This window comes from Flavobacterium galactosi, from assembly GCF_048158585.1.
Lineage (GTDB): Bacteria > Bacteroidota > Bacteroidia > Flavobacteriales > Flavobacteriaceae > Flavobacterium > Flavobacterium galactosi.
Genome location: NZ_JBLNKV010000001.1, coordinates 171,085 through 195,095, shown reverse-complemented (window position 1 = coordinate 195,095; position 24,011 = coordinate 171,085). Strand labels below are relative to the sequence as shown.

24 protein-coding genes and 2 tRNA genes are annotated in these 24,011 nt (G+C 36.7%); 15 read left to right on the top strand and 11 right to left on the bottom strand.

The genetic code is table 11. From position 1 onward, the window contains the following. Positions 1-62 precede the first annotated feature (62 nt). From ACM55M_RS00845 to ACM55M_RS00830, 4 genes are all read right to left on the bottom strand, one after another. Positions 63-1,241, bottom strand: a complete 1,179-nt coding sequence (locus ACM55M_RS00845; protein ID WP_416855568.1) for an acyl-CoA dehydrogenase family protein — start codon at positions 1,239-1,241, stop codon at positions 63-65. Between the two features lie 237 nt (positions 1,242-1,478). Further along, positions 1,479-2,186 carry a tRNA1(Val) (adenine(37)-N6)-methyltransferase gene (locus tag ACM55M_RS00840; protein ID WP_416855567.1) on the bottom strand — a complete coding sequence of 236 codons (708 nt, stop codon included), beginning with the start codon at positions 2,184-2,186 and terminating at the stop codon, positions 1,479-1,481. Between the two features lie 71 nt (positions 2,187-2,257). Next, a complete protein-coding gene (gene rimM / locus ACM55M_RS00835) occupies positions 2,258-2,782 on the bottom strand; it encodes a ribosome maturation factor RimM (protein WP_416855566.1) in 525 nt (174 codons plus the stop codon). A 15-nt stretch (positions 2,783-2,797) separates the two neighbouring features. After that, positions 2,798-3,358, bottom strand: a complete 561-nt coding sequence (locus ACM55M_RS00830; protein WP_416853174.1) for a 30S ribosomal protein S16 — start codon at positions 3,356-3,358, stop codon at positions 2,798-2,800. Between the two features lie 201 nt (positions 3,359-3,559). Here ACM55M_RS00830 and ACM55M_RS00825 point away from each other — a divergent pair, with 201 nt between their 5' ends. Next, positions 3,560-4,042, top strand: coding sequence for a DUF6252 domain-containing protein (locus ACM55M_RS00825; RefSeq protein ID WP_416855564.1), 483 nt, complete (start codon positions 3,560-3,562; stop codon positions 4,040-4,042). 154 nt (positions 4,043-4,196) lie between these two features. Beyond that, entirely contained in the window at positions 4,197-4,559 is a 363-nt protein-coding gene (locus ACM55M_RS00820) for an RNA recognition motif domain-containing protein (RefSeq protein ID WP_035668600.1), read from the top strand. Between the two features lie 112 nt (positions 4,560-4,671). On the opposite strand, the gene leuB is transcribed toward ACM55M_RS00820, so the two are convergent. From leuB to leuC, 4 genes are all read right to left on the bottom strand, one after another. Beyond that, on the bottom strand, positions 4,672-5,733 hold the full coding sequence (leuB, locus tag ACM55M_RS00815; protein WP_416855563.1) for a 3-isopropylmalate dehydrogenase: 1,062 nt from the start codon (positions 5,731-5,733) through the stop codon (positions 4,672-4,674). Between the two features lie 36 nt (positions 5,734-5,769). Continuing rightward, on the bottom strand, positions 5,770-7,296 hold the full coding sequence (locus ACM55M_RS00810) for an alpha-isopropylmalate synthase regulatory domain-containing protein (protein ID WP_416855561.1): 1,527 nt from the start codon (positions 7,294-7,296) through the stop codon (positions 5,770-5,772). 136 nt (positions 7,297-7,432) lie between these two features. Next, positions 7,433-8,029 carry a 3-isopropylmalate dehydratase small subunit gene (gene leuD / locus ACM55M_RS00805; RefSeq protein ID WP_379857035.1) on the bottom strand — a complete coding sequence of 199 codons (597 nt, stop codon included), beginning with the start codon at positions 8,027-8,029 and terminating at the stop codon, positions 7,433-7,435. A gap of 129 nt (positions 8,030-8,158) precedes the next feature. After that, entirely contained in the window at positions 8,159-9,553 is a 1,395-nt protein-coding gene (gene leuC, locus ACM55M_RS00800; RefSeq protein WP_416855560.1) for a 3-isopropylmalate dehydratase large subunit, read from the bottom strand. A 665-nt stretch (positions 9,554-10,218) separates the two neighbouring features. On the opposite strand from leuC, the gene dnaE reads away from it, so the two are divergent. From dnaE to ACM55M_RS00775, 5 genes are all read left to right on the top strand, one after another. Beyond that, complete coding sequence (gene dnaE, locus ACM55M_RS00795; protein WP_416855559.1) at positions 10,219-14,763, top strand: DNA polymerase III subunit alpha; 4,545 nt, start codon at positions 10,219-10,221, stop codon at positions 14,761-14,763. Positions 14,764-14,983: 220 nt separating this feature from the next. After that, positions 14,984-15,301, top strand: coding sequence for a thioredoxin (trxA, locus tag ACM55M_RS00790; protein WP_035668578.1), 318 nt, complete (start codon positions 14,984-14,986; stop codon positions 15,299-15,301). Between the two features lie 167 nt (positions 15,302-15,468). Then, positions 15,469-16,407, top strand: coding sequence for a DUF58 domain-containing protein (locus tag ACM55M_RS00785; RefSeq protein ID WP_416855558.1), 939 nt, complete (start codon positions 15,469-15,471; stop codon positions 16,405-16,407). An 87-nt stretch (positions 16,408-16,494) separates the two neighbouring features. After that, positions 16,495-16,568 (top strand) — tRNA-Asp (locus ACM55M_RS00780). 170 nt (positions 16,569-16,738) lie between these two features. Continuing rightward, a tRNA-Asp gene (locus ACM55M_RS00775) sits at positions 16,739-16,812 on the top strand. Positions 16,813-16,872: 60 nt separating this feature from the next. Here ACM55M_RS00775 and ACM55M_RS00770 read toward each other — a convergent pair. Then, positions 16,873-17,373, bottom strand: coding sequence for a DUF456 domain-containing protein (locus ACM55M_RS00770; RefSeq protein ID WP_416855557.1), 501 nt, complete (start codon positions 17,371-17,373; stop codon positions 16,873-16,875). 56 nt (positions 17,374-17,429) lie between these two features. Here ACM55M_RS00770 and ACM55M_RS00765 point away from each other — a divergent pair, with 56 nt between their 5' ends. Continuing rightward, positions 17,430-17,813 (top strand): hypothetical protein, encoded by a 384-nt coding sequence (locus ACM55M_RS00765; RefSeq protein WP_416855556.1) that lies wholly within the window; start codon positions 17,430-17,432, stop codon positions 17,811-17,813. A 42-nt stretch (positions 17,814-17,855) separates the two neighbouring features. Further along, the gene (locus ACM55M_RS00760; protein WP_416856265.1) at positions 17,856-18,332 is read left to right on the top strand and encodes a hypothetical protein; all 477 of its coding nucleotides are present in this window, start codon (positions 17,856-17,858) and stop codon (positions 18,330-18,332) included. A 169-nt stretch (positions 18,333-18,501) separates the two neighbouring features. Here the strand turns inward: ACM55M_RS00760 and ACM55M_RS00755 are convergent, their stop codons facing one another. Both ACM55M_RS00755 and ACM55M_RS00750 read right to left on the bottom strand, forming a co-directional pair. Beyond that, positions 18,502-19,599 (bottom strand): glycosyltransferase family 2 protein, encoded by a 1,098-nt coding sequence (locus ACM55M_RS00755; protein WP_416855555.1) that lies wholly within the window; start codon positions 19,597-19,599, stop codon positions 18,502-18,504. Next, the gene (locus ACM55M_RS00750) at positions 19,596-20,540 is read right to left on the bottom strand and encodes a hypothetical protein (protein ID WP_416856263.1); all 945 of its coding nucleotides are present in this window, start codon (positions 20,538-20,540) and stop codon (positions 19,596-19,598) included. Before ACM55M_RS00750 ends, ACM55M_RS00755 begins: the two co-directional genes overlap by 4 nt. 148 nt (positions 20,541-20,688) lie before the next feature. On the opposite strand from ACM55M_RS00750, the gene ruvC reads away from it, so the two are divergent. From ruvC to ACM55M_RS00720, 6 genes are all read left to right on the top strand, one after another. Further along, positions 20,689-21,243, top strand: coding sequence for a crossover junction endodeoxyribonuclease RuvC (gene ruvC / locus ACM55M_RS00745; protein ID WP_416855554.1), 555 nt, complete (start codon positions 20,689-20,691; stop codon positions 21,241-21,243). A 68-nt stretch (positions 21,244-21,311) separates the two neighbouring features. Then, positions 21,312-22,439, top strand: coding sequence for a radical SAM family heme chaperone HemW (hemW, locus tag ACM55M_RS00740; RefSeq protein ID WP_416855553.1), 1,128 nt, complete (start codon positions 21,312-21,314; stop codon positions 22,437-22,439). A gap of 34 nt (positions 22,440-22,473) precedes the next feature. Next, entirely contained in the window at positions 22,474-22,608 is a 135-nt protein-coding gene (locus ACM55M_RS00735) for a GIY-YIG nuclease family protein (protein ID WP_416855551.1), read from the top strand. Next, positions 22,559-22,759: a GIY-YIG nuclease family protein gene (locus ACM55M_RS00730; RefSeq protein WP_416855550.1), complete on the top strand. Its 201-nt coding sequence runs from the start codon at positions 22,559-22,561 to the stop codon at positions 22,757-22,759. Before ACM55M_RS00735 ends, ACM55M_RS00730 begins: the two co-directional genes overlap by 50 nt. Before the next feature lie 39 nt (positions 22,760-22,798). After that, positions 22,799-23,578, top strand: coding sequence for a cyclase family protein (locus ACM55M_RS00725; protein ID WP_416855549.1), 780 nt, complete (start codon positions 22,799-22,801; stop codon positions 23,576-23,578). Continuing rightward, complete coding sequence (locus tag ACM55M_RS00720) at positions 23,575-24,006, top strand: GNAT family N-acetyltransferase (RefSeq protein ID WP_416855548.1); 432 nt, start codon at positions 23,575-23,577, stop codon at positions 24,004-24,006. Before ACM55M_RS00725 ends, ACM55M_RS00720 begins: the two co-directional genes overlap by 4 nt. Positions 24,007-24,011: the final 5 nt, after the last annotated feature.

The following is a 24,011-nucleotide window of genomic DNA, read 5'->3' as shown; positions in this document are numbered from 1 at the left end:
AGCTTCTTGTTTCCAAGAAGCTTTTCTATCAATTTTATAAATACTTTAATAGGGACTTATTTCTATTTGAAAGCTGAAATCCCAGTAATATCCATACCTGTGATCAACAAGTGAATGTCATGGGTTCCTTCGTATGTAATTACGGATTCCAGATTCATCATGTGGCGCATAATGGAATATTCGCCTGTGATTCCCATTCCTCCTAACATTTGTCTGGCTTCACGAGCAATATGAATCGCCATGTCTACATTATTTCTTTTGGCCATTGAAATTTGAGCAGTTGTTGCTTTTCCTTCATTTCTTAAAACACCTAATCTCCAGGTCAATAGTTGTGCTTTGGTGATTTCAGTAATCATTTCAGCCAATTTCTTTTGTTGCAATTGTGTTCCTGCAATGGGTTTGTCAAACTGGATTCTTTCTTTAGCATAACGTAGCGCCGTATCGTAACAGTCCATTGCGGCACCGATAGCTCCCCAAGCAATTCCGTAACGTGCTGAATCAAGACAACCAAGCGGAGCTCCTAATCCAGATTTATTTGGCAATAAATTTTCTTTAGGCACTTTCACATTGTCAAAAATTAGCTCTCCTGTAGAAGAGGCACGAAGGGACCATTTATTATGCGTTTCGGGAGTGGTAAAACCTTCCATTCCTCTTTCAACAATTAAACCGTGAATTCTCCCTTCTTCATTTTTTGCCCAAACAATAGCAATATCAGCAAATGGTGCATTCGAAATCCACATTTTGGCACCGTTCAATAAATAATGATCGCCCATATCTTTAAAGTTTGTAATCATGCTTCCCGGATCAGAACCGTAATTGGGTTCCGTTAGTCCAAAGCAGCCCATGAACTCGCCAGTGGCCAGTTTTGGTAAGTATTTCATGCGTTGTTCTTCGTTTCCGTATTTCCAAATTGGATACATCACTAAGGAAGATTGTACGGATGAGGTGGAACGAACACCGGAATCTCCGCGTTCAATTTCTTGCATAATTAAACCGTAAGATATTTGGTCTAGACCTGCGCCGCCATATTCTTCAGGTATGTACGGGCCAAAACCGCCAATTTCACCCAAACCTTTTATGATTTGTTTTGGAAATTCAGCTTTTTGAGCATATTCTTCTATAATAGGAGAGACTTCACGTTTTACCCATGCACGGGCAGAATCACGAACTAATTTGTGTTCGTCTGTTAGTAAATCGTCTAGGTTATAATAATCGGGAGCTTGAAATAAGTCTGGTTTCATGGTTAGGTAATTTTTATGTACGACAAATTTACATAAAGAAAATATAACAAAAGCATTAATAAATGTTATATTTTTTTATTTTTATTCAAAATAACGAAACTTTACAATCAAATTAGGTGTTTCTTAAAGCGTGATTTTAATGAAAAAATTATGGACTACTAATTTGCAATAAAATAGCTAATTCGTTTGAAATTTATTTTAAATAAGGGAGTTGACGTATTTGGATAAAATTCCAAATTACATTTTCAAGTAAAAATCTTTTGTCAATTCAATGTATTCTGGGGTGTATTGATGTCTTGAAGTTTCGATAATCAATTCATCTATAATAATGGTGGCGTTTTCATTTCGACTTAAAGCCAATAAACTGCGTTTGATTTCGGTAATTGGAGTTCCTTTTACCCGAGTAATTTTTAAAGGATATAATTCGTATTCTTTGGCAAGAGCCAAAAAAAGTTCTTCTTCTTTAAAAGGAATTATGACGGAGAAAATACCGTTTTCGGAAAGTAATAAAGCAGCGGCTTCGATTAAATCTTCAAAAGGCATCGCATCAACAAAACGGGCTAAGTCGCGTTGTTCGTTTTCGGATTTGTAATCTTCAGTGTAAAAAGGAGGATTGGAAACAATTAAATCGTACTCATCTTCAGGTTCTTCCACAAATTCATCCAAACCGGCATGAAAGCAAAATAAACGATCCCTCCAGGGTGAGTTTTCAAAATTATCTACGGATTGTTCGTAGGCTTCTTCGTCGATTTCCAAAGCGTCAATTTGTTCTGCATTGCTTCTTTGCGCAAGCATTAAAGCGATAACACCTGTTCCGGCTCCAATGTCTAAAATGCTAAATGGATTGTTTTCAATTGGTGTCCAAGCGCCTAGTAAAACACCGTCGGTCCCAATTTTCATGGCACAACGATCTTGTTGGATTGTGAATTGCTTGAATGAAAACATAATGATTTAAGAATGTAGATTGACGATTTTGATTGCGGATTTCAGTTAAACAAATTAACCAATTAACCTTTCTACAAGTACATTTCAATAAGTCCGTCAGGTAAATCCATGATGACTTTTTTATTTCCTCTGTCAATTTTTACAAGAAAATGGTCAATCATAGGAATGAGGATTTCTACATCACCATTTAAAACTTCAAAAAGGGGTTGGGCAGTGGTGTCATTAATGGATTGAATTTTTCCAACAACGCCTAAGCGTTTGTCTTCAACTTCGAAGCCAATTACTTCATGGAAGTAGAATTTATTGCCGGTAAGTTTTGGCAACATATTTAAGGGTAGATAAATGGCGTTGCCTATAATGGCATCGGCATCTTCTTCGGTGTTCATATCTTCAAAACGAATGCGAAGAAAGTCGTTTTTATGCAGTGAACTGCTTTCAATAAAAAAAGGAACCAAGTGTTTGTTGCATTCAACAAACACTGATTCCAAGTTTTCGTATAACTCAGGTTCGTCCGTGTCTAAATAGGCAAGAACTTCCCCTTTGAAACTAAATTTTTTAGCGATTTTACCTAAATAGAAACAATCTTCTTTACGCATGTTCGCCTTCTAAAATTATGCTTCAGTTGTTTCGTTATTTTCTTCTGCAGCTGGAGCTTCTTCAGCTTCAACTTCAGCAACTTCTTCTTCCACAGCTGGAGTTGCTGCAGCGATAGCGTCAGCTTCTGCTTGAGCAGCTGCAGCTAAACGTTTAGCATTAACATCTTGTTCTGCTTTGAAAGCTTTAGCTTTAGCATCAGCTTGCGCTTTTGTTAAACCTTCTTTTTTAGCATCAACTTTTCCAGATTTTGCTTCTAACCAAGTCGCTAATTTTGCATCAGCTTGCTCTTGAGTTAAAGCTCCTTTACGGATACCACCATCAAGGTGATGTTTCAATAAAGCTCCTTTGTAAGAAAGAATTGCTTTTGCAGTATCAGTTGGTTGAGCACCATTGTGCAACCATTTTACTGCGCTATCAAGGTTCAAGTCGATAGTTGCTGGGTTTGTGTTTGGATTGTAAGTACCGATTTTCTCTAAGTATTTACCGTCTCTTTTTGAGCGAGCATCTGCTGCTACAACCCAGTAAAAAGGTTTTCCTTTTTTACCGTGTCTTTGTAATCTAATTTTTACTGACATAATCTTGTGATTAAATTTTGAGGTACTCGACCTCGATTAATTAAGGGTGCAAAGATACATTTTTTATTTAGATTTGCTAATTCGAATACTGTTTTAATGAATAGTAAGGTGTTAGGGCTGATTAGTTGTATTTTTTTTCGCTTCTGTTTTATTTTTTTTAGCTATAATAGTATACTTTTGTTTGTTCAAAAAGAGGTCTTTATGAAAAAATATTTTCTGTTTATTGCCGTAATTTTTTCTTTAATTTCTTGTCAGGAAGATGTTAGCTTTAATAATCCTTCTTTGCAGGGTGTGAAAGACAATGTGTTTTGGAGAGCTGTTCAATCTAAAGTTACATTAGCTTCAGATGGATCTTTACTAATTGAAGCCTATACTAGGAATGAAACTTTATCTTTGGAAGTAACTTCTACAAATGCTCAGACCTATTTTTTAGGAACCAGTGAGTCCAAAAAAGCAACTTATGTCCTAACCGATGCCACAGGTGCTTTAATTACTTTTTCCACAGGTTTTGGTATTGGAGACGGTGAAATTGTGATATCAGATTATGATGCTATAAACCATACGATTACGGGTACGTTTAAGTTTAACGCAGAAAACACCTACAATAATCCATTGGCCGGTCCTGTGGTAAATTTTCAACAAGGCGTTTTTTACAAAGTTCCTGTGAGTTCACTTGTTCAATAAACTAGGGCAAGTTGTGTTCTTAAAAGGCTTCAATTAGGTGCTTTGTGGTGTCCTTTTTCTTCTTAAATTTAAAATAAAAAATATAAATAAGCTAATCTATAGTAGATTAGAAAAAAATAACAGTACATTTGTTCTATTATTTAAATAAGTACATATGAATATTTTTGTTGGAAGTCTTCCATTCAGTATTGAGGAAGCAGATTTAAGAGAGTCTTTCGAGGCTTATGGAGCAGTTGATTCAGTTAAAATCATTACTGATAAATTTACTGGAAGAAGTAAAGGTTTCGGTTTTGTTGAAATGACAAATGATGACGAAGCTCAAAAAGCAATTGATGAATTGAACGGAGCTACTGTTCAAGGACGTGCAATTGTAGTAAACAAATCTGAGCCAAAACCAGAAGGTGAAAGAAGAAGTTTTAACAATAACAGTCGTGGTGGAGATTCACGCGGTGGTTATGGTGGTGGAAACAGCCGTGGTGGAGATAACCGTGGTGGTGGAAACAGAGGAGGATATTAATATTTTTTTCTACAATATAAAAAAAGGTGTCAATTTATTGACACCTTTTTTGTTTGGTAGATATTCTGTAGAAATGCAATACGTTGCATTTCTACAGAATTATATAATTGTTTTACAAATTTGCAACTAACCAGTCACCAACTTCACTAGTTTTATACGCTTTTGCATCTTTTCCGGCTAAATCCTCTGTTACAATTCCTTGTTCCAATGATTTGTTTACAACTGCTCTAATCGCTTCTGCTTCTTCTTTTAATCCAAAAGCATCTTCAAACATCATTGCTGCAGATAATACTGTAGCTAATGGATTAGCAATATTTAATCCTGTCGCTTGTGGATAAGAACCATGAATAGGTTCGTATAATGAAGTGTGCTCTCCTACTGATGCAGATGGCATTAATCCCATAGAACCAGAAATTACAGAAGCTTCATCCGTTAATATGTCTCCAAATAAGTTTTCAGTAATCAAGACGTCGTACGAATTTGGCCATTGAACCAAACGCATTGCTACGGCATCTACGAATTCATAACTCACCGTTACTTCAGGATACTCTTTTTCCATAGCTTGTACTGTTTCTCTCCATAAACGGGAAGTTTCCAATACGTTTGCTTTATCAACACAACATAATTTCTTTGAACGGGTCATAGCCAGTTCAAAGCCTTTTTTAGCTAAACGTTGTACTTCGACTCTTGTGTACGTACAAGTGTCAAAAGCGGTTTCGCCACCGTCTTTTCTTCCTTTCTCACCAAAATAAATTCCTCCGGTTAGTTCTCTAAGGAAAATTAAGTCAGTTCCTTCAATACGTTCTCTTTTTAAAGGAGAGTTGTCAATCAAAGATGGGAATGTAAATGTAGGACGCACATTAGCAAATAAGCCTAATTTTTTACGCATCAACAATAAACCTTGTTCTGGTCTTACAGGTGCACTTGGGTCGTTATCGTATTTTGGGTGTCCAATAGCTCCGAATAGAACTGCATCAGCAGCCATACAAATTTCATGCGTTTCATCAGGATAAGGAACGCCAACAGCATCAATTGCACAAGCTCCTGTAAGAGCGGGAGTCCAATTGATTTCGTGGTTAAATTTTTTTGCAATAGCATCAGAAACTTTTACAGCTTCATTGATTACTTCTGGTCCAATTCCGTCTCCGGCTAAAAGGGCTATGTTAAATTTCATTAGGTAAATTTTATGTTAGTATTGTTTTTGTATTTTTTATTGGGCTGTAACCACATTCAACATTTTTTGTGTAGCAATGATTGCGGCAACTGTTTGGTCTGAATCTAATCCTCTCGTTTTAAATTCTTTTCCATGATTCGTCCAAGTAATTATGGTTTCGCATAATGCATCAGAGCTACTTCCTGGAGGGATTCGCACTGCATAGTCAATCAATTTAGGCAATTCCATTTTTTTACTTTTATAAATTTTTGCTAGTGCATTCATAAAAGCATCAAATTGTCCATCACCTTGAGCATGCTCTTCGATTACTTCACCATCTATTTTTAAACAGAGCGTGGTAGAAGGTCGCATTCCCTTGGCGTGAACCAATACATAGGACTCGACCACAATTCTCTCTTCGTAAGTCTGACTGTCTAAAACATCAGAAATAATATAAGGTAAATCTTCTTTGGTAACGGTTTCTTTTTTGTCGCCTAATTCAATGATGCGTTGGGTAACTAATTTTAGATCTTCGGGATTTAATTTCAACCCTAATTCCTGAAGGTTTTTTTCAATATTGGCTTTACCAGAAGTTTTTCCTAATGCATATTTTCGTTTTCTTCCAAAGCGTTCCGGAAGTAAATCATTAAAATATAAATTATTTTTGTTGTCTCCATCGGCGTGTATACCTGCTGTTTGGGTGAATACATTGTCTCCAACAATAGGTTTGTTAGCAGGGATTCTATATCCTGTGAAAGTTTCTACCAATTTACTCACAGAGTACAATGAAGATTCTTTTACACTGATTTTTATTTCTGGTAAAAAGTCATTGATTACGGCAACGGTGCTTTCAAGCGGTGCATTTCCAGCACGTTCTCCCATTCCGTTTACGGTTACGTGAAGCCCTTGAATACCTGCTTTTACAGCTTCCATTACATTAGCGATACTTAAATCGTAGTCGTTATGTGCATGGAAATCAAAATGGGTATTTGGGTATCGCGCTATAATTTTCGAAATAAATTCAAATGTTTCAGAAGGGATTAAAACGCCCAAAGTGTCTGGTAGTAAGACTCTTTTAATCGGTTGTTTGGTCAAAAAATCTAAATATTGAAACACATATTCAGGTGAATTGCGCATTCCGTTACTCCAATCTTCAAGATAGACATTAGTTTCGATATTGTTTTCTTGAGCCAATGCAATGGCTTGAGCAATTTCAGTAAAATGTTGTTCAGGCGTTTTCTTTAGTTGGTGCGTTAAATGGTTGAGAGATCCTTTGGTCAGTAAATTTTGGACTTTGGCTCCAGTCTTTTTCATCCAATCTATCGAAAGTCCACCGTCAACAAATGTTAAAACTTCGATTCGGTTAGCATATTCTTTCTCATTTGCCCAGGTCATTATCCCTTTTACTCCTTGAAACTCGCCTTCACTTACGCGTGCTGAAGCAATTTCAATTCTATCAATATTTAATTCTTCCAGCAACAATTGTGCAATGGTTAGTTTTTCTGCAGCAGAAAATGATACTCCCGAGGTTTGTTCGCCATCACGGAGCGTCGTATCCATTATTTCAATTTTTCTTTTTTCCATTATGAATTTGATGCTAAAGCGGTTTCGATTTCAGTAATTTGAAATCTTGTTGTTGTATTTTGTAAAATGGTAAATGCAGTTATCTAGCTTAACAATACTATTGAGCTTAAGATAACTGCATTTTTATTGTTTGTTTTTAGTAAGGAAGCTTATTGGCAAACCCAACAATTTCTTCTTTGATGTTTTGTAAATAATCAATATCATCAAAACCGTTAACCATATTGTCTTTTTTGTATCCGGAGATGTCAAAAGATTCTTTTTGACCAGTTGCTTTTAGCGTAATGGTTTGTTCCGGAAGATTGATTTCTAATTCTGTTTTTGGATCAGCTTCAATAGCCTTGAAGATTGTTTCAGCAAATTCCGGACTAACTTGTACGGGTAAAACACCAATGTTTAAGCAGTTTCCTTTGAAGATGTCTGCAAAGAAACTTGAAACAACTGCACGGAATCCATAATCGTAAACTGCCCAAGCTGCGTGTTCTCTTGAAGAACCCGAACCAAAGTTTTTTCCGCCTACTAATATTTTTCCACTGTAAGTGGCATCATTCAATACGAAATCTGCTTTTGGAGTGTCATCTCCGTTGTATCTCCAGTCTCTGAAAAGGTTGTCTCCAAAAGCTTCACGTTTAGTAGCTTTTAAGAAACGTGCTGGGATAATTTGATCGGTATCCACATTTTCTATTGGTAGTGGCACTGCACTACTCGTAAGGATGTTAAATTTATCGTATGCCATTGTGATTTTTGATTTTTGATTAACGATTGCTGATTTTTAATTTACCGTGAGGAAAATGTAATCGTAATCGTTAATATTATTTTGTGTAATCTAAATTGTACTATTGTAAACGGAATGTTCAGAAATCGTTTACATCAAATCTCTAGGGTCTGTTAGTTTTCCGGTAACTGCAGCTGCAGCGGCCATAATTGGACTTGCCAATAATGTTCTTGAACCTGGACCTTGACGACCTTCGAAGTTTCTGTTTGAAGTACTTACTGCATATTTTCCTGCAGGCACTTTGTCATCATTCATCGCTAAACAAGCAGAACAACCTGGCTGACGCAATACAAAACCAGCCTCAGTAAGTATATCTAGTAGCCCTTCTTCTTTAATCTGAGCTTCCACTACGTGAGAACCTGGAACTAACCAAGCGGTAACATTATCTGCTTTTTTTCTTCCTTTTACAATTTCTGTAAAAGCTCTAAAATCTTCAATTCTACCATTGGTACAACTTCCCAAGAAAACAAAATCAATTGGTTTACCAATCATTACGTCATTTTCTTCAAAGCCCATGTAGGCTAAAGATTTTTTATATGTTTCCTCACCACCTTCTACTTGGTTAGCGCTTGGAATATTTTTTGAGATACCAATTCCCATTCCAGGATTTGTACCATACGTAATCATTGGTTCAATGTCTGCTGCATTGATGTTTAATTCTGCATCAAAAATTGCATCAGTATCAGTTTTTAACGTTTTCCAATACGCTACCGCTTTATCCCAAGCTTCGCCTTTTGGAGCGTATAACCTTCCTTCTAAGAAATCAAATGTTTTTTGGTCAGGAGCAATCATACCACCACGAGCACCCATTTCGATACTCAAGTTACAAACGGTCATACGGCCTTCCATGGACATGTTTTCAAAAACATCTCCTGCATATTCTGCGAAATATCCTGTACCTCCGGAAGTAGTTAATTGTGCAATAATATAAAGTGCAACGTCTTTTGGACCAACACCTTTGCTTAATTCACCATTTACGTTGATACGCATTTTCTTTGGTTTCGGTTGCATGATACATTGTGTAGCCATCACCATTTCAACCTCAGAAGTTCCGATACCAAAAGCAATAGCACCAAAAGCACCATGCGTAGAAGTATGAGAATCTCCACAAACAATAGTTGCGCCCGGTAAAGTAATTCCGTTTTCAGGACCTACTACGTGAACGATTCCATTTTTTTGGTGACCTAATCCCCAGTGAGAAATACCATATTCTGCTGCGTTGTCTTCCAATGCTTTTAATTGATTAGCAGATAATGCGTCTGCAACAGGCAAGTGTTGATTTATTGTTGGTGTATTGTGATCGGCAGTTGCAAAAGTGCGTTCTGGGTATAAAACCGTAATACCTCTTTCTTTTAAACCTAAAAAAGCTACAGGACTAGTAACTTCATGGATGAAATGACGGTCAATAAAAAACACATCTGGTCCATCTTCAATTTTACGCACAACATGCGAATCCCATACTTTGTCAAATAATGTAGTACTCATTTTAAATATTTTTTAAGTGTATTTCTTCTTTTACAACCAAATTGTTTGCATAAAGTTGTAACAATGGGAACAAATTTAAAAAAAGAAATAAGGTTGTCAATTTTAATATTTCATTATATACGATACCCAAACTGTTTTTACAACACCTTAGCTCTTCAGTTATAGGTTTGTAGTTTGAATACCATCTTTTTATTTTGATATTAAATTTCTTTTTAAAGCTATTTTTATTTTAAATAGGTCCAATTTGATAATTTGCAAATTTATCGCTATTTTGGTGTAAATGAGACGTTTTTGATTCAAAAAATGTAACAAAACGAATTAAAATAGTAATAATTAACAAAATTAGCGTCGTGTTTTATTTCCTATAGAATGCCTTTTTCGGGCTTTTTACATAACTAATGCAGTATTTTTTTTGGGCTTTTATTTCAATTTTTTTTGGTGAAATACTACGACATCCAAAAAATGCATGGCGAGTTTATTTGTTCTTTTAATAGGTTGTTTTGGGATGATTTTGCACTAAACTACAGGATAATTAGTAGGGTGATTCTTAACGTTAATTTTGAATTTTTTTGTTCCGATTTAGCTGTTATTCTACCTAAAAAAATCCTAAATTTGAAATTCATTTTTTGTGATTTTAAAGAATTACAAACACTTCAATTCCAGCTATGTACTTAATATTCGATACCGAAACTACAGGATTACCAAAGCGTTGGGGCGCTCCCATTTCAGATACGGATAACTGGCCGCGGTGTATCCAAATCGCTTGGCAGTTGCACGACGATATGGGTAAACTCATCGAGCACCAGGATTATTTGGTGAAGCCCGAAGGTTTTAATATTCCGTATGATGCGGAACGAATTCACGGTATTTCTACGGAATTGGCGGAAGCCGATGGAATCTCCTTGGCGGAAGTTTTAGAAAAATTCAATATAGCTTTAGGCAAAGCCAAATTTATTGTTGGTCAGAATTTAGGTTTTGATATCAATATCATGGGTTGCGAGTTTTACAGAATGGGAGTGGAAAGCCAAATGAGTTCGATGCCTATTTTGGATACGTGTACTGAAGTTACCGCTTCCTTATTGCGGTTGCCTGGTGGACGAGGAGGAAAATTCAAATTGCCAACTTTAACCGAATTACATAGTTATCTTTTTAATAAGCCGTTCGGTGAAGCGCACAACGCCACTGCCGATGTGGAGGCAACTACGCGTTGTTTCTTGGAATTAATTCGTCGCGATGTTTTCACTAAAGAAGAACTCGATGTTGAAATTGGCTATTTTAAAGATTTCCAAAATAAGAATCCACATGAGATTCAGCTGATTGGTTTAAAACATATTAATCTCAAAGAAGCGTCCGATAAAATTCGCCAGCAATTTGGAGAAAAACAAGCGCCGGCCGTTTCAAGAGAAGAACTTTCAGAGAATAAAAAGGTACTTGTTGATACGCCTTTCGTGCATTTGCACAATCATACCCAATTTTCAGTGTTGCAGTCTACCATTAGTATTGCGGCATTGGTAAAAGCGGCGGCACAACAAAAAATGCCTGCAGTTGCCATGACCGATCATGCGAATTTGATGGGGGCTTTTCATTTTGTTCGCGATATTTTATACCATAATAAAGCGGCTGAAGTCAAGAATAAAGCGGCTATTGCAAATGGTGAAACACCCACCGAAGTGCCGATGAAGCCTATTGTGGGTTGCGAGTTTTTTGTTTGTGAAGACCATAAAAATAAGTCGGTTAAAGACAATGGGTACCAAATAGTGCTTTTGGCGAAGACCAAAAAAGGCTATCATAATTTGGCTAAAATGTCTTCCATCGCGTATACCGAAGGATTTTATTATGTGCCAAGAATCGACAGGAAAGTCATTCAGGAATTCAAAGAAGATATTATTGTTTTGTCTGGAAATCTCTATGGTGAAATCCCAAACAAGATTTTAAATATTGGTGAAAACCAAGCTGAAGATGCGTTGCTTTGGTGGAAAGACGAGTTCAAGGAAGATTTTTATATTGAGGTGATGCGTCACAATCAAGAAGATGAGAATCGGGTGAATGCATCTTTGATTTCACTAGCGAGAAAGCATGATGTTAAGATTGTTGCAACGAACAATACCTTTTATATAGACAAAGAAAATTCGAATGCACATGATATTTTGCTTTGTGTGCGTGACGGTGAAAAACAAACTACGCCTATAGGCCGTGGGCGAGGCTATCGTTACGGATTGCCCAATCAGGAGTATTATTTCAAGTCGGGGGACGAAATGAAACAGCTTTTTGCAAATCTGCCGGAAGCGATTTCGAATATTTCGGAGATTGTGGATAAAATCGAAATTTTCGATTTGGCTCGTGAAGTTTTATTGCCAAAATTTGAAATTCCAGTTGAATTTAATAATCCAGAAGATGCCGTTGATGGTGGAGTACGAGGTGAAAATGCGTATTTAAGGCATTTGACTTTTGAAGGAGCCAATCGAAGATATCCTGAAATCACAGAAGAAATTCAGGAACGACTGGATTTTGAATTATTGACGATATCCAATTCGGGTTATCCGGGATATTTCCTGATTGTACAGGATTTAATTGCCGAGGCGAGAAGCATGGGCGTTTCAGTAGGTCCTGGTCGGGGATCTGCGGCAGGTTCGGTGGTGGCGTATTGTTTGAAAATCACCAATATTGACCCATTGATGTACAACCTGCTTTTTGAGCGTTTCTTAAATCCGGATCGTGTGTCATTACCCGATATTGATATCGATTTTGATGACGAAGGACGCAGCAGCGTTATGGATTATGTGATCAGGAAATACGGCTCGAAACAAGTGGCGCAGATTATCACGTATGGTAAAATGGCAACGAAATCGGCGATTAGAGATACCGCTCGTGTTTTGGATTTGCCTTTATTCGAAGCCGATAAAATTGCGAAATTGATTCCGGGTATGATGCCGTCTAAGTGGAATTTAGCGCGATTTTTGAATGAAAAAGAAGATGTAATTAAGAAGGCCGTTCGTCCAGAAGAATACGATAAAATAAAAGAATTAATAGGTCTTGCTAATGAAAGCGATTTAGGTGGGGAAACCATTCAGCAAGCCAAAGTTTTAGAAGGAAATCTTAGAAATACAGGAATTCACGCTTGTGGAGTAATTATTACGCCAAGCGATATTACGAATTTTGTTCCTGTGGCTACCGCTAAAGATTCCGATTTGTATGTGACCCAATTTGATAACTCGGTAGTAGAAAGTGCCGGTTTGTTAAAGATGGATTTCTTGGGTTTGAAAACCTTAACTCTGATAAAAGATACCGTCAAATTAGTAAAATACAGAACTGGAATCGACCTCAATCCCGATGAATTCCCGATTGATGATTTGAAGACGTATGAGCTTTTTCAGCGAGGAGAAACGGTAGGGATTTTCCAGTATGAGAGTCCGGGAATGCAGAAATACATGAAGGAATTGAAACCGACGGTTTTTCCCGATTTGATTGCCATGAATGCGTTGTATCGTCCGGGACCGATTGCTTATATTCCGAGTTTTGTCAAGCGAAAAAACGGCGAAGAGGAAATTATTTATGACCTGGATGCCTGCGAAGAATTGCTAAAAGATACCTACGGAATTACCGTTTACCAAGAACAAGTAATGCTTTTGTCCCAAAAACTGGCAGATTTCTCCAAAGGTGATGCCGACGTTTTGCGTAAAGCGATGGGAAAAAAGCAAAAAGATGTTTTGGATAAAATGAAACCGAAATTTATCAGTCAGGCTGCCGCCAAAGGTCACGCCGAAGATAAGTTGGAGAAAATATGGAAAGACTGGGAGGCCTTTGCGGAATATGCCTTTAATAAATCGCACTCGACTTGTTACGCTTGGATCGCGTACCAAACAGCATTTTTGAAGGCCAATTATCCTGCCGAATATATGGCTGCGGTTTTGTCTAATAACATGAGTGATATAAAACAGGTTTCGTTCTTTATGGAAGAATGCAAACGTATGGGATTACAGGTTTTAGGACCTGATGTGAATGAGTCGTTTTATAAATTTACGGTGAACGATGATTATGCGGTGCGTTTTGGGATGGGTGCCGTAAAAGGGGTAGGTTCTGGAGCTGTGGCAACAATTGTGGAGAATAGAAAAGATGGAAGGTACAAATCGATTTTTGATTTGACCAAACGTATTGATTTGCGTGCAGCGAATAAAAAAGCATTGGAAAATCTGGTTTTAGCAGGAGGTTTTGATTCGTTTTTAGGAACAACACGAGCGCAATATTTTCATGATGATGGCGATGGAATTACTTTTTATGAAAAAGCGATTCGGTATGGGTCGAAGTTTCAGGAGAATGAAAATTCGTCGCAAGTGAGTTTGTTTGGCGATACCAGCGAAGTGCAAATTGCAGAACCTGTCGTGCCGCCTTGCGAGGATTGGAGTACGATGGAAAAACTCGCCAAAGAAAAAGAGGTTGTTGGGATTTATATTTCGGGGCATCCGTTGGATGATTTTAAATTTGAAATGAAGCATTTTTGCAATTCGAAATTGGAAATGCTTAAAAACATGGAGCTTTACGTGGGTAAAACCCTTGCTTTTGGGGGTATAGTTTCTAATGTACAAAGAAGGATCGCCAAAAACGGTAAGGAATGGGCGATTTTTAACTTAGAAGGTTTTGACGAAAGTTTTGAATTTAAAATATTTAATGAAGAGTACTTGAATTTTCATCGATACTTGCTACCTAATAATTTTGTTTATTTTAAAATACTGATTAAAGACGGATGGGTTAATAGGGAAACGGGTAAAAAATCGGAACCAAGAATGCAGTTTACTGATGCGAAACAATTACAGGATGTATTGGATATTTTCGCTAAGAAATTAATCTTGCTTCTGAACATATCAGATTTAGAAAATGATTTTATTCATAAGTTAAGCCACCTTTTTCAAGAGAATAAAGGGGACAACACAGTGTCTTTTGAAATCATGGAATTGGAAAAAACGAAACGACTGGTTGCTGTTGCTCCTGTTGAAATAGAAAATGAAGAGGTTGCTTTTGTCGACGAGAATGAAGATTCTGAAATGGACGCTCTCGAAATACCAGAGATAAATACTGTAGCAAAAGTGGAAGAAGTAGAAGAAATTAAGGTTGTAACCAAATTAACGATGCCGAGCAGAAAATTGAAAATCAAAATCTCAAATGAATTGTTGGTGGAGCTGGAGAAAATGCAGATTAACTTTAAGCTGAATTAGAGCACTATGTCCTAGCCCTGATGGAAGCGGCATCCTTTTCTTGCCTTCTTTAGGCAAGGAAAGATACAGCGTACAGCAGGAAATAGCTCCTGAATTTACTGAAAATAGCAATTGACAATACACTTATAATCAAAACTAATTTATGAATGGCATTTGATTGGTTTTTAATTTCTAAATTTGTACTCAGGTTTGAAACCTTAAACATTTAAATAAAGAAAATATGGCTTTAGCAATAACAGACGCTACTTTTGATGAAGTAGTTTTGAAATCAGACAAACCGGTAATGGTGGATTTTTGGGCAGCATGGTGTGGGCCTTGTAGAATGGTTGGGCCAATCATTGACGAAATCAGCGAAGAATACGCCGGAAAAGTAGTAGTAGGAAAGGTTGATGTTGACGCAAACCAAGAATTTGCTGCAAAATACGGAGTGAGAAATATTCCAACTGTGTTGGTTTTTCATAACGGAGAAGTAGTAGGAAAACAAGTAGGGGTTGCTCCGAAACAAACCTACGCAGATAGTTTAGACGCTTTGTTGTAATCGGTAGATTATGATTTACATAGAATCTGTACGGATTCAGATAAAAGGTTTGGCGAAAGTCAGGCCTTTTTTTTATTTAAGCTGAATTTATTTCAGCTCCCCGATTTAGTTTTGCTTCTGTACTCTTTTAATTTTTAAATCATTCCATCTTTTACTACATTTGAGATATGAAGATCGAATCGCAAATAGAGAAAATATCCAGTTTTCAACATCTTGAATTGCTTGCCAATCAGGTTGTGGAGGGTTTTATTTCGGGCATGCATAAAAGTCCGTTTCATGGCTTTTCAGCCGAATTTGCGGAGCATAAAGTCTATAATGTGGGCGAAAGTACCAAACACATCGATTGGAAATTATTTGCCAAAACAGATCGTTTGTACACGAAACGATTTGAGGAAGAAACGAATTTACGCTGCCACATCATCATCGATAATTCCTCTTCGATGCATTATCCTAAATTAAAAGACAGTCAGCAATTCTATGAAAACAAAATTGGCTTCTCGGTTTTGGCTTCGGCGGTTTTAATGAATCTTTTAAAGAAGCAACGCGATGCTGTGGGGCTAAGTGTGTTTTCGGATAAATATGAGTATTACGCGCCTGAAAAAGGCAGTGATCGCCATCACAGAATGATTTTGAACGCCTTGGAAGGGTTGCTGGAAAAAACTACGATCAAAAAAAGCACGGATACGGTTACATTCTTACATCAAATAGCGGAGAAAATACACCGTCGTTCGATGATTATCCTATTTACGGATATGTTTCAGTCCGGTTCTGACACGTCGGGAGAAGAAGCGCTGTTTAATGCCTTGCAACATTTGAAACACAACAAGCATAAAGTGGTTTTATTTCATGTTGTGGATAACAAAACCGAGCTGAATTTTGACTTTGATAATGCGCCAAGGAAGTTTATTGATGTGGAATCGGGTGAAGAAGTAGCAGTTTTTGCAGATAATGTAAAAGAAGAATACGAAAAACAGGTAGAACGTTACTTCAAGAAGCTGGCGTTAACCTGCGTACAAAACCGAATAAAGTACATTCCGGTAGGGGTTGATGAAAGTTTTGAAAAAATTTTAATGACATACTTAGTTGAAAAACAAAACTTTGGGTGATACGGCGAATTTTTATCAAATATTTTTTCAAAAAACGCTTGCGTAAATGGAAATCTATTGTATCTTTGCCACCGCAATAAAGCAGCAGGTTTGGTAGTTCAGTTGGTTAGAATACATGCCTGTCACGCATGGGGTCGCGGGTTCGAGTCCCGTCCAGACCGCTAATATTGGGGAAAGCCTTTCATAACTGAAAGGCTTTTTTGCCCCAATAAGGTATCTAAAGCTAGTTGTGTTGTTTGCTGCGAATTTGTAACTCGTAGCGGGTTTAGTAGTTAGACCAATGAAAAGCTTTCCACTTTTGTGGATAGCTTTTTTGATTAAAAATAAAGCAGGTTTGGTAGTTCAGTTGGTTAGAATACATGCCTGTCACGCATGGGGTCGCGGGTTCGAGTCCCGTCCAGACCGCTAGATTTAAGAAAGCCTTTCGTAACTGAAAGGCTTTTTTGATTTCAGGAAGTTTATAAATTAAAACAGCTCTGATTTATACTGCCAGAGAATCGTAAGAAACAATCCTAAATATATCACGCAAACTACAAATTTCATAAAACTGGAAGCCAGTAAGCCAATAAATGACCCTGTGGCTGCTTTCCAAGCCCGTTTGTGATCTTTAGAATCGAAAATAAGTTCTCCAAGGAATGCGCCAACAAAAGGTCCTAAAAGAAACCCAAAAGGAATAGGAGCCAGAATTCCGATAATCAAACCGATATTCGTTCCCCAAATACCATACGTGCTGCCACCAAATTTTTTGGTTCCTCTGGAAGGAATCACATAATCCAAAACAGAAATAACGACAGTAATCAATAAAGCAATTCCAAGAATCCAATAATTAGCTGGAACAGCATTTGTGAAATAAAGCAACAGTAAACCAATCCAGCTGATACTTGGCCCAGGTAAAACTGGTAAAAAGCTTCCAAAAACCCCTGTAATCATGCATGAAAAACCAAGAATTAAAAGTACTATATCCATAGCATTATTTTAGTAATTTTGAAAAATAAAGAAGCAATGTCTATTTCTGAACGAATATGAGAAAAATAATTTTAGTATTTTCCATTGGGCTATTTTTCATGGTTTCTCCGGAGTCCTTACAAGCCCAAGAAAAAACGGGAAATACTGCGGATGCCCTTTTGAAGGAAACAATATACAATGCTAATAAAGTAAAAGTATTAAATTTTTCGTTGAAACAGTTTGACTCCCTTTTTTTTGAATTTTTCGATAAAAAAGCCAATCCGAATGTAGTATTATCAAAAGAAGAATTTTATAAATACACCATTCAAATAGCTATTTTTTCAGATCGATTGGCCGCGTTATATCCAGATCAAAAAGAAATTGCTGCCGCAAACAAAAAGAAATGGTTTGCTGAATCCTACGAAGATTATTTGCTTTCTAAACCAACTCAAAAAAAATAATTGTATTTTTATAAAATATTAGTTCAATTGAAAAACAAAACCTTGAAGCACTATTACCTTTTTTTAGTAATTATACTTTTTAATTCCTGCCAATATTTCGAAAAGCAAGTGCCTTCGGAAAAGGAATTGTTGCAAAAGGAACTGAAATCCATTAATTGGAAAGAAGTCGATGAGTTTCCATCGGTTGTAAATTGTGAAAAAATTGAAAATAAAATACAACGCCAGCAATGTTTTTTTGAAGTTTTGACACAGTTAATTCAGGAAAAACTGAGCGTGGACACCCTTTCGGTTCTTTATCCGGAATTGGACACAATTGAAGTAAAAGTCACTGTTTTTTCCAATGCCACAATGCGATTCGAACCCCAATTCCCAAAAGATTCCGTGGCTTACGACAGAATCAAAATTGACAGCATCCTAAAAGCGCGTCTGGTTGATTTTCCAAAAGTGAATCCAGCAATCAAACGCGGAATTCCTGTAAAAACACAATTTATTCTTCCGGTTATTCTTAAAGTAGAGTAGTTTTTTTTAGGAGCTATTTCCAACTATTCGTTGCAATCTTAATGTTTTTGGCAGCAAAAACATTAAGGATTTTCACTTCTATCTGGGCTAAGGCTTTAGTGCAAAACATGAAGTATCGTTTCAGAAATCAAAAATCGTTAATCAAAAATCTGCTCCCGAAGAGTCGGGACTAAAACGTTCTTCCTTTCCATTCGTATTTACCAAACAACGAATACAAAGCGACACTCACACTAAAAAATGGATACAACAAACTGCTCAGAATTAAATAGCGGATTTTAGTTTTGGTCAAAAAATGATTGGCTTTGTAAATCAAAACAGCATCAACTGAAAATTTCAAAGCAAACAATAAAAAAATATTTGGAAACGAAACGAAACCGAATGCCCAAAAGCCAAGACCCAAAACAAAACACAAATTTCCCCCGAAAACCAGCAATCCCAATCCTTTTCCGAAAGTACTTTGATATGAACTTGTTTTCGAAGCCCAACGCACGCGTTGATAGAACAGCGATTTCCAATCGTTCACTGGTTTTGTGATGACAATGTTGTTTTCAGATTTCAAATAATGGACTTTTTCGGGAAATTGGGCAATCGCTTTTTGCAACAGGAAAACATCATCACCACTTGCAATCCCATCATTTCCATTAAAGGCATTTAGTTCCTGAAAGAAGGATTTCGTGTAGGCAAAATTAGCGCCATTACACATAAATCCTTTTTTAATTCCAAAACTTCCTATTGTGGCTCCTTGTAAACTAGCCAAATCCAATTGCTGGAAATGATCCAGAAACGAATCACCACAAGCATACGTCACAGCTCCGGCAATCATCGCGACATCATGTAGCTGAATGTAATTGTCTAATGCCAATAACCAGTTTTTATTGACCACGCAATCGGCATCGGTAGTAATAATCCAATTCGTATTTACGATTTGCATGGCGGTCAGAATCGCATCTTTTTTGGGTGAATTCGAAACCCGAATATTCTTTATAATGGAGACCTGAAACCTGAAGTTTGGAACCTGAAATCTTTCGTCGGATTCGTCATCGACCAAAATCACTTCAAACAATGCCATCGGATAATTCAACTTCGATAAACTGTCTAATAAAACAGGTAGATTCTCCGCTTCATTCCGAAAAGGAACTATAATTGAGAATTTTATTTTTGGCTCTAGACCAATATAATCAATAACACTTACTTTGTTGAAACCATAAATTAGGAAGACAATTGCTGAGCAATAGAGGATTATAATGAAGTATAACACAAAAATCATATTGGATTTTTAGTTTTAAAATTCAATACATAGTAACTGCCAATAACTACCGGTAAAACCACATTGAGGAACCACATGAGCGTGGTCACAAAAATCACGATCCATTCGTTTACACCCAGAATTCCAAAGAAATACACCGCTACACTTCCTTTTACGGCAAAATCCAAAAATTGGAAAGTAGGTAAGGATGAAGCTAAAAAATACACACTTGTGATTGTGGCAATGACGGTGAGGTATGGTAAATCAACATCAAAAGCCAGAAATAAAAAATAATATTGGTGTGAAAAAACTATAAAACGACAAACCGCTAAAAAGATGTTTTTTTGATGAATGGGTTTTGGGATTTCGTTAATCTTATGAATCAGTCTTTCGATGGAATAGCCTTTAATGGTGATTTTTTTCAAGAGAAAAGGTACGGAAAACACCAGTATTAGTAGCCCAAAAAGTAGCGCAACGGTTTTTGTGGTAATCACATTGTATTGTGCATTGAAATACAATAAGCCGAAAATACCAAAAATAACGGTCAAAATCATTTGGATTCCGTTGCAAATCAAGTTTAAAAATAGGATGTTTCTAGTGTCTTTTTTTTCGAAAAACAATGCCTTTCCGGCATATTCGCCTATGCCGTTTGGTGTGAATAGTCCGGCAGTCAACGCCCCAAGAACTTGCTTCGTTGCTTCGCCTAAAGTTATTTTATGGATGAATCCGACTAAATTCTGCCATTTCAAAATTTCAAAAAATCGATTCAAAACACTCAAGAACAAAATAAAAGCGATTCCACCAACCGACTGGTTTTTCTGGAATAAAACAAGGAACTTTTGCCAATCCAGTTTGTCGTTGTTCGCCAATTGATTGTAAATAAAATAGAATGCGCCGACTACAATCAAAACTTTGATTAGAAGTACGAGGAATTGCTTAGCTTTGTGAGGAATTGAAATCATTACTGCAAAGTAAAGGAAAAACAGTTCAAATTCCTTAAGGTTATAGAAATCATAAAGTTTTAAATCATAATTAAAATCTGTGAAATTCATTTTTTTTAAGAATCATAAATTCGTTAAAATTCGTGAAATTCGTGTTTAAAAATAAATTTTGGCAAACGAGCGCATCATATTAGGAATTGACCCAGGGACTACGATTATGGGTTTTGGATTGATAAAAATTGTCAATAAAAAAATGGTATTCTTGCAATTGAATGAATTGCAATTGTCCAAATACGACAACCATTATCAGAAATTGAAAATTATTTTCGAACGTACCATTGAGTTAATCGATACCCACAATCCAGATGAAATTGCGATTGAGGCGCCTTTCTTCGGTAAAAATGTGCAGTCAATGTTGAAGTTAGGACGCGCACAAGGCGTAGCCATGGCAGCAGGGCTTTCGAGAGATATTCCAATCACCGAATATGAACCCAAGAAAATAAAAATGGCAATTACCGGAAACGGAAACGCCAGCAAAGAGCAAGTGGCCAAAATGCTCCAGCAATTATTAGGACTGAAAGAATTGCCTAAAAATCTCGATAGCACCGATGGATTAGCAGCCGCGGTATGTCATTTTTTCAATTCCGGAAAAGTGGTTGGGGAGAAAAGTTATACCGGTTGGGATGCTTTTGTGAAGAATAATGAAAATAGAATTAAAAAGTAATCAGTTCTCCGTCTCAGTTTTTAGCGTATAAAGGCTATTAAGACTGGGAAACTTCGATTGAAACCTATATGAGCGGAATCTACATCCATATCCCTTTTTGCAAACAAGCGTGTCACTATTGCGACTTCCATTTTTCGACTTCGATGAAGAAGAAAGACGAGATGGTCTTGGCTATTGCCAAAGAAATCGAGATGCGTAAAAGCGAGTTTGAAAATGAAGAAATTGAAACGATTTATTTCGGCGGAGGTACGCCTTCCGTTTTAACCACCGAGGAAATTAATTTCCTGATTGCCGAAGTGTATAAGAATTATAAAGTTTCAGAAAATCCTGAAATCACGCTTGAAGCCAATCCGGATGATTTGGCAAGTGAACGAATTGTCGAATTATCCAAAAGCAAAATCAATAGGTTGAGTATCGGGATTCAGTCGTTTTTTGAAGAAGATTTACAACTGATGAATCGTGCTCATAATTCGGCGGAAGCCAAAAAATGTTTGGCGCAAGCTACCCTGTATTTCGACAATATTTCCGTCGATTTGATTTACGGAATTCCAGGAATGAGCAATGAGAAATGGAAGCAAAACATCAAAACAGCTTTGTCATTTGGCATTCCGCATATTTCCAGTTATGCGTTGACGGTGGAACCCAAAACGGCATTGAATAAATTGATTCAAACGGGAAAAATTGCCGCGCCTAATGATGAAGTGGCCCAAGAACATTTTGCTATTTTGGTCGAAACGCTCGAAGCCAATGATTTTATTCATTATGAATTATCGAATTTTGGGAAGGAAAATTACTTTTCAAAAAACAATTCGGCGTATTGGTTGGGGAAAAAATATCTGGGAATTGGTCCTTCGGCGCATAGTTATGACGGAATTTCCCGAAGCTGGAATGTTTCGAACAATTCGATCTATTTAAAATCCATTCAAAAAAATAAAGTACCGAATGAAACTGAAACTCTTTCGACAGCTGATCGATATAACGAATACGTTATGACGGGTTTGCGAACGATTTGGGGTGTTTCTTTGGATAGAATCGAAATCGAATTTGGAGTTGATTATTTAAAATATTTGAATAAACAAGCTCAAAGATTCCTTGATGATCATTTACTTTCTGTTGAAAATAATATTCTAAAACCTACCAAAAAAGGAAAGTTTTTGACGGATGGAATTGCAAGTGATTTGTTTATCCTGAACTAGTTTCAGGATCTGTTGATTTTTAATTGATTTTTGTATGGAAAAAGGTTTTACATATATTTTGACTAATAAAAATGCTACTGTTTTATATGTTGGAGCAACCAAAAATCTTAAAAATAGAGTTGATTGTCATAGAAATGGGACTGGGGCAGATTTCACAAAAAAAATATAATGCTACTATTTTAATATATTTTGAAGTATTTGATGATTTAAGCGATGCTTTTATAAGGGAAAAACAACTCAAAAATTGGCATAAAGACTGGAAATGGAAAATAGCAAAACTTTCAAATCCTGAATTAAAAGATTTATATTTGAACTTATAAAGTATCTCCAGATGAGATGCTGAAATAAATTCAGCGTAAATGTTAGCAACAATCCAACATAACAACCAAACCTTTGAGGTCGATCTATCAAAACCTATTGATATTTCGATTCCGTTGACGAATTCCGATGAAAATCCTATTGCTTGGTATATCGAGAAGCCAGTTATTGAACCCGTCGTTTTTGGGGATTGGATTGGCAAAGTTTCGGAAGGAAAGTCATCGACTAATTTCAATAATATTTTCTTCAATCCACACGGACACGGGACCCATACCGAATGTCTGGGCCATATTACACGAGAATTTTACAGTGTTAATCAGTCGTTGAAACAGTTTTTCTTTTTGGCAGAATTGATTTCGGTTGTGCCAGAAATAGAAGGGGAAGATTTGGTGATTACTTCGGATAGTATCAAAACTGCGCTAGATGTGACATTGAAGTTAGGTGTTCCAAGAGAAGCGATTGTCATTCGAACAATTCCCAATTTAGAATCAAAAAAACAGTTGAAATATTCGAATACAAATCCGCCTTATCTGGATGAAGAAGCTGCGCGTTTCATTCGCGAAAGCGGGATTAAGCATTTATTGATTGATTTGCCAAGTGTCGATAAAGAACATGACGAAGGGAAATTATTGGCACACAAAGCGTTTTGGAATGTAACAGATGTGAATAATTTGAATGAGGATGCGCGATTGGATTGCACGATTACCGAGATGATTTTTGTTCCAAATGAAGTAAAAGACGGGAGTTATTTGTTGAATTTGCAAATGGCGCCATTCGAAAATGATGCGAGTCCAAGTAAACCGATACTATATAAAATATGATATGCTTCGCCAGTTCGCCTTATGGGCTCGTGTCCGTTTCAACCGATAAAAATAAGTTAGACGTTCCGTTTATTCAACAGTTTCTGAAAGATATTTATTGGGCTGCAGGACGAACAATGGCCGAAGTTCAAATCACAATTGATCATTCGTTTTGTTTCGGAATTTATTTAAATGACAAACAAATTGGTTTCGCACGAGTTATTACAGACTATGTCGTTTTTGCCTATTTAATGGATGTTTTTATTGCGGAAGAACATCGAGGTAAGGGATATTCCTCTATTTTAATAAAAAGAATGATGACCGAGCCTAAATTAAAAGAGGTTAAAATTTGGAGATTGGCCACATCAGATGCTCATTTTTTATATGAGAAATTTGGATTTACAGCATTGGAAAATCCCGAGAAAATGATGGAAAAGAAAATAATTTGATTTAG

Coding starts and splice junctions, on each gene's coding strand:
- dnaE (WP_416855559.1), top strand. CDS start 10,219: ATGTACTTAATATTCGATACCGAAACTACAGGATTACCAAAGCGTTGG.
- ACM55M_RS00840 (WP_416855567.1), bottom strand. CDS start 2,186: ATGTTTTCATTCAAGCAATTCACAATCCAACAAGATCGTTGTGCCATG.
- ACM55M_RS00770 (WP_416855557.1), bottom strand. CDS start 17,373: ATGGATATAGTACTTTTAATTCTTGGTTTTTCATGCATGATTACAGGG.
- ACM55M_RS00845 (WP_416855568.1), bottom strand. CDS start 1,241: ATGAAACCAGACTTATTTCAAGCTCCCGATTATTATAACCTAGACGAT.
- ACM55M_RS00810 (WP_416855561.1), bottom strand. CDS start 7,296: ATGGAAAAAAGAAAAATTGAAATAATGGATACGACGCTCCGTGATGGC.
- ACM55M_RS00725 (WP_416855549.1), top strand. CDS start 22,799: ATGTTAGCAACAATCCAACATAACAACCAAACCTTTGAGGTCGATCTA.
- ACM55M_RS00820 (WP_035668600.1), top strand. CDS start 4,197: ATGAATATTTTTGTTGGAAGTCTTCCATTCAGTATTGAGGAAGCAGAT.
- ACM55M_RS00765 (WP_416855556.1), top strand. CDS start 17,430: ATGAGAAAAATAATTTTAGTATTTTCCATTGGGCTATTTTTCATGGTT.
- leuB (WP_416855563.1), bottom strand. CDS start 5,733: ATGAAATTTAACATAGCCCTTTTAGCCGGAGACGGAATTGGACCAGAA.
- ACM55M_RS00830 (WP_416853174.1), bottom strand. CDS start 3,358: ATGTCAGTAAAAATTAGATTACAAAGACACGGTAAAAAAGGAAAACCT.
- leuD (WP_379857035.1), bottom strand. CDS start 8,029: ATGGCATACGATAAATTTAACATCCTTACGAGTAGTGCAGTGCCACTA.
- ACM55M_RS00825 (WP_416855564.1), top strand. CDS start 3,560: ATGAAAAAATATTTTCTGTTTATTGCCGTAATTTTTTCTTTAATTTCT.
- ACM55M_RS00735 (WP_416855551.1), top strand. CDS start 22,474: ATGGAAAAAGGTTTTACATATATTTTGACTAATAAAAATGCTACTGTT.
- ACM55M_RS00750 (WP_416856263.1), bottom strand. CDS start 20,540: ATGATTTCAATTCCTCACAAAGCTAAGCAATTCCTCGTACTTCTAATC.
- ACM55M_RS00755 (WP_416855555.1), bottom strand. CDS start 19,599: ATGATTTTTGTGTTATACTTCATTATAATCCTCTATTGCTCAGCAATT.
- rimM (WP_416855566.1), bottom strand. CDS start 2,782: ATGCGTAAAGAAGATTGTTTCTATTTAGGTAAAATCGCTAAAAAATTT.
- hemW (WP_416855553.1), top strand. CDS start 21,312: ATGAGCGGAATCTACATCCATATCCCTTTTTGCAAACAAGCGTGTCAC.
- ACM55M_RS00720 (WP_416855548.1), top strand. CDS start 23,575: ATGATATGCTTCGCCAGTTCGCCTTATGGGCTCGTGTCCGTTTCAACC.
- trxA (WP_035668578.1), top strand. CDS start 14,984: ATGGCTTTAGCAATAACAGACGCTACTTTTGATGAAGTAGTTTTGAAA.
- leuC (WP_416855560.1), bottom strand. CDS start 9,553: ATGAGTACTACATTATTTGACAAAGTATGGGATTCGCATGTTGTGCGT.
- ACM55M_RS00785 (WP_416855558.1), top strand. CDS start 15,469: ATGAAGATCGAATCGCAAATAGAGAAAATATCCAGTTTTCAACATCTT.